Genomic DNA, 8,248 nt, shown 5'->3' on the forward strand with positions numbered 1-8,248 from the left:
CTGGATGATCAGCGCGACGACCAAGAACACCGAAGTCAACGCAGCGGTGCCGATCAGTCCGATACCTAGATCCGCGTCGAGTGAATCCGCGGCAGTCTCCCCCACCGTCGTGCCCAGAATCTTGATCAGCCAGAAGTACAGTGTGACCTCTGGGACCTTGCTCGCCATTTCACGCGTGAACGCCATGTCGGCCAGCGTGGCACCTGGTTGTTGAAGGGAAGCTGAGAACGTTCGCCGCGATTGCGCCGGAGAGTACAGACTGGACGTCATGGAGCATCTTGCCTCGTCGATTCTGCACCCGTCCCGGTGGAGCGTGCGCGCGCGGTCGACCGTGGCTTCGACACTCGTGATCGCCTTCTGCCTGGTGATCGCCGGGCTTGCACTGGTTTTCGTGCTGGCAAACTCCCTGCATCTGTCCGCACTGAACAGCTCCGACGCTCGCGCCACGCAATTGGTCCAGCAGCTCAACGGAAAAAACCCGGCCGATCTCGACCCTTCGCTTCTGTCCACAGACAGTCAGATCGGAATCGTGCAGATCGTCGACGCCGATCACCGAATAGTCGCCCAATCACCGGGAACCGACAGCGACCTCCTGTCCGGACGTTTTCTCGGCCCTGACGAGTCGGACGCTCTCGGAAGGGTCAAGAAGTCCGACGACGAGGACTACTGGCTGATCGGGCGAGGCGCTCAGACGCCGACCGGACCAGTCACCGTCTTCGTCGGCGCCGACCGCGAACCGGTTGAAACCGTGGTGACGACCGTTGCCGTTCTGCTGGCCATCGTCGGACCTCTGGTCCTGGGGCTGGCAGCGTTTGCCACCTACCGCCTCGTCGGTTCGGCCCTCGCTCCCGTCGAACGCATCCGCGCTCGGGTAGCGTCGATTTCTAGTGGGCGTCAAGGTGAACGAGTGCCTGTACCGTCAGGGAACGACGAGATAGCCCGACTGGCAACAACAATGAACGACATGCTGGCGCGCCTCGACGAAGGTGCGCTGGCCCAGCAACGATTTGTCAGCGATGCCTCACACGAGTTACGCAGTCCGCTTTCCACGATCACGACGGCCCTCGAACTGGCACACCGACGCCCGGATCTCCTCGACGACGCGTTGATCGAAGACGCACTCCTTCCCGAGGCGCGCCGAATGCGGCAGTTGATCGAAGACCTGTTGATTCTCGCGCGCTCTGACGAAAGCGAACTCGAAAAGTTCGGCATCGTCGTCGACGTCGACCTCGATGACATCTTGTTCGCCGAGCAGAAAAGGATCGACGGTATCTCCGCAGTTACGGTCGCCGCTGCCGTGGCTCCGGTTCGGGTCTCCGGAGACCCGAGAGCATTGACGCGGATGGTGCGAAACCTCGTGGACAATGCAGTGCGGCATGCGGAGACCCTCGTGTATCTCGAGTGCTCCGAAGCCGGAAACGAAGCCCACATCGTGATCGAGGACGACGGGCCCGGAATCCCTGCAGCAGAACGCGAACGAATCTTCGGACGCTTCGTCCGCCTGGACCAGCCGCGGTCGAGGCAGGGAGGCGGGTCCGGACTCGGACTCGCCATCGCGTCGGAAATAGTTGCGGCGCACCACGGAACCATTTCCGTCAGCGAGAGGGCGGGCGGTGGAAGTCGATTCGAGGTGACGATTCCGGTACCGAACGACTGAAGATCAGGCAGTGCCGACAAAGCGGTACCCGACGCCTCGGACCGTTTCGATGCTCTGAGTTCCGAACGGGAGGTCGAGCTTCTTACGAAGGTAACCGATATACACCTCGACGATGTTCTCGTCACCTTCGTAGTTGGTGTCCCAGACAGAGCGAACGATCTCGGTCTTCGTGACCACCACACCATTGTTGCGCATCAAGAATTCGAGAACGCTGTACTCCCTTGGCGTCAGGGTCAATTCGATTCCCGCTCTGCTCACCTGATGTTTGGCCGGGTCGAGGGACAGGTCTCCAACGGAGAGTATCGCCGGACGTTGTGGAGCGCCGCGACGCACCAGTGCGCGCAGCCGAGCGAGAAACACGACAAACGAGAATGGCTTGACCAGGTAGTCGTCGGCGCCGAGATCGAATGCATCAGCCAGGTCGTATTCGCCGTCCTTTGCCGAGAGCATGAGGATCGGCGTCCAGATCTCCCGGGCGCGTAGATCCCGCACGATGTCGTACCCGTGTTTGCCCGGCAACATGATGTCGAGAACGATCACGTCGAATTCGTCACTGCACGCAGTCGCGAATCCGTCGTCACCGTTGAGTTCGACCGCGGTCACGAATCCCTCGGCCACCAATCCCCGCCGGATCGTCTCGGCCAAGCGCACTTCGTCTTCGACCACCAGTACTCGCACCACCGGCCCCGTTTCGTCGCCACGCAGTTGTTCGGATGCACCCAGTAGAGCAGACGGTAGACCCAGAGCCGAGTTCCGTTCAGCGTTTCTTCAGCTTCGGCTCGTCACACTGCATTCATGCCTGCAACTGTGTCGACCGTGCGAAACGTGGTCACCGAAGTCCTGACCGAGAGCACCACCGCAGAGATCGCGGTTGCCGCAATCGTGGTGGCCGCAGCTCTGTTCGCGTTCGGTTCGATCTACCGAGCTTCCAGCGTTCGGTCTACAGCCCTTCGCACGTGCGGACTCGTGCTTGCACTGGTGACGCTGTCGATCCAGGTGTATGGAAGCGGGTGGTTGACGAGCTTCGACGGGCCGGTGACCGACTGGATGGTCGATCATCGGAGCGGCGCCCTGAACCAGATCGCGGTCGCCGTCACAGATCTCAGTAGCCCGGTCGCCACCGCGCTACTCGGGATCACCAGCGGAGTGCTCATCTCATGGCGAGCGCGTTCGGTCGTTCCGGGCTTGATCGTGATCGGAACCGTTGGCGGGGCGGCGGTCGCCAGCACGGTAATCAAAGCGCTCGTCGGTCGCGAACGTCCGCCGACCAACATCCAGGTTCTTCTCGAGACCGGCCACTCGTTCCCGTCTGGTCACGTCACCGGGACCGCTGCACTGTTCGGCATCGTCGTCCTCGTTCTGAGCGCGCACCGCACACCCGCCGTCAAGAGACTGCTGATGCTCCTCGCCGTGACAGTCACAATCGTCGTAGCCCTGACTCGCCTGTATTTGGGAGTTCACTGGCTCACCGACGTCATCGCCGGGGCCATTCTCGCGACGCTTGCCGTCACCGTGGGCGGAGCCGTCTTCCGGTTCGTCAGCACTCACAACCAAGCTGAATCGACTACTGCTGCAATGCGCTCTGCAGAACCTTCAGCACTTCACGAGCCGCAGTCGGCCCGGTATTGAGGTAAAAGACGTCATCGTCAACAGCGACGGCGTGGTTGGCGACCACACCACGTAACTGCGCCCACAACGGCGCGTTCGTCAATGTCGCCGGGTCCCCGCCCTGCACGCCGTAGAAGATCCAGTCGGCGTCCGCCACGTTCAACTCTTCTTCACTGATGTCTCGGGAAGTGTCGTCGAACTGCTGCGACTGCGGACGGGTCAAGCCGGCATCCTCGGCGATACTGCCGGTGAACGAAGGAATACCGAAGATGCGCAGACGATTTCCGTTCTGGCGCGTGAACGACACCGTCGGCGGCGACGAGAGGGAAGCACCGAGGGCCGCGGCATCGGTATTGAAGGTATCCAGCAGTGCCGTCGCCTGCTGCGTCTTACCTACCCCGTCGGCAACCAGCAGGAAGTCCTGCTTCCAGTAGACGCCGGTTCCCTGTGTTGCCACCGTGGGTGCGATGGCGGAAAGCTGGTCGTACAGCGAATCAGCGTCCTTTCCTGCAACATTCATCAAAATCAGGTCAGGATCGAGCGTGACGATCGCTTCGAAATTCGGTGTGAAGCGTCCACCTGCGTCAACGACATCACTTAGCTGAGTACGGAATTCGGGGTATGCAGACAACAAGTACGGAGGCACCAGGTCCGCACCGTCACCACGCGTCGAACCTGCGGGCACGACACCGAGCGACAGGAGTGCATCTGCTTGCCCGGTCGAGATGACGACAACCTTTTCGGGCTGCGATTCGATCGTGGTGTCCCCTTTGAAGTGTGAGACGGTACGAGGGAACTCGCCGTCCGACTTTCCGCTCCCCATTCCAACCGGGACTTCTCGCGGAGCGACAAACGCAGAGTCCGCCGGAGCCGACGCACTGATCTCGGCATCTGTGGGCGACGCGTCCTCGCTCGAGCAGCCACTGAGAGCTGCCACCAATGTCAGTGCGCCGATCAGCATTACACTGCGTGACTTCTTTCGAAAATTCATGATCGTGTCCCGTACGTCGTGAAGCATGACAGCTTCATCTTCCGTCATGGTTAGGTGACCCTACCCTTTGAAGAACTGTAAACTATATCTGTGTCAGATACAGTTCCAGGGCGTGGATCACACGGGGTCGATCGCTACTCCGATCGCATGCCCACCGCGGAAGAAGCATCGAGATCACTCATCGCTGCGGCGTTCGAATTGCGTCGAGCGCTGCGGGAATACATGGATACGTCGGGTACCGACGCGACTCTGCCAGAGGCACAATCCGAAGTACTTCACGATGTCGCACACCATCCGGGCACTCGCATCGGGGCGGTCGCCGATCGTCTCTCCAGACGCCCGAACACCGTCAGCACGCTGGTGCGCACACTCTCCGACAAAGACCTGATCGAACGGCGACCCGATCCCACGGACGGCCGAGTGAGCACACTTTTCGTGAAGGACGAACGAAGCGCGCGACGAGACCGTCGATCCGAACTACGCATCGGCGTTCTCGCCGAAGAATTGGCGTCCCTCGACGAGGGCGACCTCGACACATTGACCACTGCCGTCGGCATCCTCGACCGAGTCAATCGATCATTGCGAGATCACGCGCCGCGATGACACTCCGGGACATACAGAAGCGGTGCGGTGCAGCACCTGCCGCACCGCACCGCACCTGCTGACGAGTCACCGCCCTAGTTCATGTCGTTCGCAATGATGTTCTCGATATTCCGTTCGGCCAGAGCGGTGATGGTGACGAACGGATTGACTCCCACATTGCCCGGTACGAGGGATCCATCCATGACGTACAGACCCGGGTACTCCGGCAGACGACCGTAGCCGTCGGTCGCCTTGCCGAGCACACAACCGCCGAGGGGGTGGTACGTCAACTGATCGCCCCACGTCTGCGTCGGGCCGAAGAGGTCGGTCCGGTAGATCGTGCCTTCCTTCTTGTTGATCTTGTCGAAGAGCTTCTTCGCCATGTCGATCGACGGCTGGTTCTGCGAGCGCTGCCAGTTCAATCCGACTTTGCCTGTTGCCGAGTTGAATTGGAACTGAGCGCGTTGCGGATTCTTGGCAATCGCCAAGTACAGGCTGACCCACAGTTCGGTACCGGCCGGGAAGGGTGCGATTTCCGCAAAGACGGGAGCGGATGTGTCGGCCCAGTTGTCGATACCCATCACGGGGATCGCGGACTGCTTCGCACCGGTGGCGTCCCACATGTGATTGGCGCGGCCCACCATCACGTTGCCGTTGTGACCCCATTCCTGTCCAACTGCACCCGGCAAATTCGCCAGCTGCCCTTGCGCTTTCATCGCGACCAGGAGCTTGCTGGTCCCGATACTGCCGGCCGCGAAGAAGACCTTGTCCGCCGTCACTGTCTTGGTGCCGACGGTATTGCCCTGCTCGTTGATCTGGTTCATCACCACTTGATAGCCACCGCCGGTCGCGGCCGGGGCAACCGAGGTCACGACGTGCAGAGCTGAAATGGTGAGCTTGCCGGTGGCGGATGCCGCAGCGAGGTACGTCTTGTCCAGAGACTTCTTTCCGGCATTGTTGCCGTAGATGACCTCACTGACCAGAGCGGACTTGGTGACCTGGCCGGCAGCTTCCTGCTTCATGTAGTTGAAGTCGTAGACATTCGGCACGAACGTTGTTGTGTAACCGGATCTCTCAGCGGTCTTTCGCCCCGTCCGCGCGAACTTGTAGTACTCGGTCGATTCGAACCAGGCCGGGTCGATGTTGTTGACTCCGAGCGCAGCGTTCGCGCGCGGGAAATACGTCGAGTACATCTCGTTGGAATCGACACCGGGCAGGATCTCTTCGAAATAGTTACGCTTGGGTGTGACGGCCATACCGCCGTTGACCAGCGACCCACCGCCGACCCCTCGGCCCTGGTAGACCTTGATCCCGCCGAAGTCCTCGGCGTCGAGAACACCGACGTAGCGGCTGATGTTCTTGTCCACCGAGCCGCCGGAGAAGTGTGAAACCGGTTGAACTGTACGGTCTCTGAGCCAGAAGGACCGACCGTCGGGCGAGAGCATCGGGCAGAAGATCTTGCCGTCGGACCCTGGTGTGGTCCACGACTTCCCCATCTCGACCATGTGCGTGTCGATACCGGCCTGTGTCAGGCGAAGTGCCGCAACGGCACCGCCGTATCCACTGCCGATCACGAGCGCGGGGACACGGTCTCCGTCGTTCAATGCTCGTCTGGGCGCAGCGGCCGCCGTGGTCCACGAGGACGAGAGTGCGGCGGCCCCCACAGCTAATCCTGTTGCTGCCAAGAAGTTTCTACGCGAGAGCGTGGAATTGGTACGTGCGTGCCGTTCGTTGGATCCAGCGCGAATGCTCAAGTGTGCCCTTCTCTTTCCGTGACCCCCGCGCTGAGATATACCGGGAGAAACCGAACGAGAAGTCCATACTCGTGGGTAACTTCAAGGAACCGTTGATTTTCCATGAAAAGGGCCGATGAACAGAAAGTTCACCGGCCCTCCGAAAGAACGAGTCAGGGAATTGAGATGCGACCTTCGACGGCGCCGAGCCCGATGTCCTTGCGGAAATGACCGCCGGGAAGCTTGACGTCGGCGATCTTTGCGTAGGCGTCGTCGCGAGCTTCGGTCAGATCCTTGCCCACTCCGACAACACTCAGCACACGCCCGCCGGCCGAGACGACGGCACCGTCTTCACGCTTCTTGGTACCGGCGTGCAGGACTCCGTCGGCGTCGGCTCCGGTGATCACGTCGCCGGTGCGTGGGGTTGACGGGTAGTTCTCCGCGGCAATCACGACCGTGACAGCGGAACCGTCGCGCCACTGCAACGGACCGACCGAATCGAGTGTTCCGGTCGAGGCCGCATTGAGTAGACCGCCCAGCGGCGTTTCGAGGAGAGCAAGCACGGCCTGAGTTTCGGGGTCACCGAACCGGCAGTTGAATTCGACGACGGCCGGGCCGTCGACACCGATCGCCAGACCGGCGTAGAGAAGGCCGGAGAAACTGCTACCGCGCGCGACCAACTCGGCAGCGACAGGCTTGACGACGTCGTCGACGATCTGCGTGACCATCTCGTCGGGCAGCCACGGCAATGGGGTGTACGCGCCCATGCCGCCGGTGTTGGGTCCGGAGTCTCCGTCGCCTACTCGCTTGTGGTCCTGAGCCGGGAGCAGCGGGATCACGGTTTCGCCGTCAACGAGGCAGAAGAGCGAAACTTCCGGACCGTCGAGGAAGGACTCGAGGAGAACCGGGTGTCCGGTCTCGAGCAGTTCTGCGGCATGATCGCGCGCGGCGAGACGATCCGTCGTGACGACTACGCCCTTACCCGCGGCCAGTCCGTCGTCCTTGACCACCCAGTTGGGACCGAAGCGGTCGAGTGCTTCGTCGAGCTTGGCCGGATTGTCGACGATCTCGCTGTGAGCGGTCTTGACGCCGGCGACAGCCATCACGTCCTTGGCGAAAGCCTTCGATCCCTCGATGCGGGCGGCGTCGGCCGAAGGCCCGAAGCAGGCGATACCTGCTGCGCGCACCGCGTCTGCGACACCGAGGACCAGCGGAACCTCGGGTCCGATGACGACGAGGTCGGCTTCGACCTTCTGGGCCAGCGCGGTAACCGCGTCACCCGAAGCGACGTCGATGGGGTGCTGCTCGGCGATTTTTGCGATCCCGGCATTGCCAGGCGCGCAGATCAGGGCCGTGACACCTGGATCGCGAGCAAGAGAGAGAAGGAGGGCATGTTCACGGGCTCCGGAGCCGATTACTAGTACGCGCACGGTGAACAGACTACGGCCTGCGATAACAGGGCTCTCGGAGTGCCACTGGCGGGGCCAAGGTCCCAGCGTTCAGCCTTTGTGCGAAATATCCGTTTCGAGATGAGATCATATGAATACCTGAATAGGTGAACAGATGTTTTCGGACACCTGTCCACCAAGGAAAGGACACCCGTGAAACTCCACAAACCAGGCGTTCTGACGCTCACCGCAACCGCCGCAATCGGCGCACTTCTGATCACGTCGTGTA

The 8,248-nt window shown here is 61.3% G+C and carries 7 protein-coding genes and 1 pseudogene; 3 read left to right on the forward strand and 5 right to left on the reverse strand.

Annotated elements, in window-relative coordinates; genetic code table 11:
- Nucleotides 1–186, reverse strand: a pseudogene (locus tag A2J01_RS02640) (hypothetical protein); the annotation flags it as partial.
- An 82-nt stretch (nt 187–268) separates the two neighbouring features.
- Here A2J01_RS02640 and A2J01_RS02645 point away from each other — a divergent pair.
- Entirely contained in the window at nt 269–1,657 is a 1,389-nt protein-coding gene (locus A2J01_RS02645) for a sensor histidine kinase (RefSeq protein WP_064111836.1), read from the forward strand.
- 3 nt (nt 1,658–1,660) lie between these two features.
- On the opposite strand, the gene A2J01_RS02650 is transcribed toward A2J01_RS02645, so the two are convergent.
- Nucleotides 1,661–2,335, reverse strand: a complete 675-nt coding sequence (locus A2J01_RS02650) for a response regulator transcription factor (RefSeq protein ID WP_064111838.1) — start codon at nt 2,333–2,335, stop codon at nt 1,661–1,663.
- Between the two features lie 117 nt (nt 2,336–2,452).
- Between A2J01_RS02650 and A2J01_RS02655 the strand changes: the two genes are divergently transcribed.
- Nucleotides 2,453–3,286: a phosphatase PAP2 family protein gene (locus A2J01_RS02655; RefSeq protein ID WP_231915685.1), complete on the forward strand. Its 834-nt coding sequence runs from the start codon at nt 2,453–2,455 to the stop codon at nt 3,284–3,286.
- On the opposite strand, the gene A2J01_RS02660 is transcribed toward A2J01_RS02655, so the two are convergent.
- Nucleotides 3,222–4,304 (reverse strand): ABC transporter substrate-binding protein, encoded by a 1,083-nt coding sequence (locus A2J01_RS02660; RefSeq protein WP_230359514.1) that lies wholly within the window; start codon nt 4,302–4,304, stop codon nt 3,222–3,224. The two genes, A2J01_RS02655 and A2J01_RS02660, sit on opposite strands and share 65 nt — an antisense overlap.
- Before the next feature lie 42 nt (nt 4,305–4,346).
- On the opposite strand from A2J01_RS02660, the gene A2J01_RS02665 reads away from it, so the two are divergent.
- Entirely contained in the window at nt 4,347–4,859 is a 513-nt protein-coding gene (locus tag A2J01_RS02665; RefSeq protein WP_003945763.1) for a MarR family winged helix-turn-helix transcriptional regulator, read from the forward strand.
- Between the two features lie 74 nt (nt 4,860–4,933).
- On the opposite strand, the gene A2J01_RS02670 is transcribed toward A2J01_RS02665, so the two are convergent.
- Together A2J01_RS02670 and purD are read right to left on the reverse strand one after the other, a co-directional pair.
- Entirely contained in the window at nt 4,934–6,502 is a 1,569-nt protein-coding gene (locus A2J01_RS02670; protein ID WP_007734403.1) for a GMC oxidoreductase, read from the reverse strand.
- A 242-nt stretch (nt 6,503–6,744) separates the two neighbouring features.
- Nucleotides 6,745–8,001, reverse strand: a complete 1,257-nt coding sequence (purD, locus tag A2J01_RS02675) for a phosphoribosylamine--glycine ligase (protein WP_007734401.1) — start codon at nt 7,999–8,001, stop codon at nt 6,745–6,747.
- Nucleotides 8,002–8,248 lie beyond the last annotated feature (247 nt).

The sequence above is a fragment of the Rhodococcus sp. EPR-134 genome (assembly GCF_001647205.1).
In the GTDB taxonomy this organism is placed as follows: Bacteria; Actinomycetota; Actinomycetes; order Mycobacteriales; family Mycobacteriaceae; genus Rhodococcus_F; species Rhodococcus_F qingshengii.